At 63.7% G+C, this 648-nt stretch carries 1 protein-coding gene; it reads left to right on the top strand.

Going from position 1 to position 648, the window contains the following annotated elements; all coding sequences use genetic code 11:
- On the top strand, window positions 1-648 hold a 648-nt coding region (locus tag ELR45_RS36295), incomplete at both ends, for a hypothetical protein (RefSeq protein WP_165368360.1).

Genomic DNA, 648 nt, shown 5'->3' on the forward strand with positions numbered 1-648 from the left:
CTCGGCGGCCTGCTCCCGGAGGTCGACCTTGACCTCGGCGTCCAAGCTGATGTCGGCATGATTGACTCTCGGGTGAACTCGCAGGGTGTTGAGGGCGCCGCTGAGGACGTGTACAGCCGGGCCCAGACATCACTGGCTGAAGTCTCTGTCCTGGGAAATGAGCTGGATCTGCCGTATGCGGCGGAGCAGACGGCTCTGCCGCAGTCGGACGAATGGGAAACTACGCCGCTCGAGATTGATGGCTCGGACATCTTCGACGCTCGTGTCTTCAGCGGTCGAGTCAAGGCCAACTGGGACGAGGAGTTCGTCGTTCCGGAGACGTCGTCCTACGCCGAGACTCCGGGTGGACTGACTCCGGAAATGGGCGGACCGCTGGCGATCGTTGACGACTCTGCAGGTGAAGTGAACCTCGGTCTGCCCGGTTCGCCGCTCGTGGGCGTCGATGGCTTGGAGATGCAGACCGAGCAGGGCACGATTCCTAACGGTGACGGTACCTCGGCTGCCTACTCGCAGATCTCGGGCTCGTTTGGCGGCGTCGACATCCTCGGTGGCGCCGATGGAGGCGGCATTTCGATTGGCGCCGCCCCGGGCTCTGGCACGTCGAATCCAGTCCTGATTCGAGCCGTCGCAACCGGCAAGGAAGGCGAG

It is taken from the genome of Phytoactinopolyspora endophytica (assembly GCF_004138495.1).
GTDB classification, from domain to species: Bacteria; Actinomycetota; Actinomycetes; order Jiangellales; family Jiangellaceae; genus Phytoactinopolyspora; species Phytoactinopolyspora endophytica.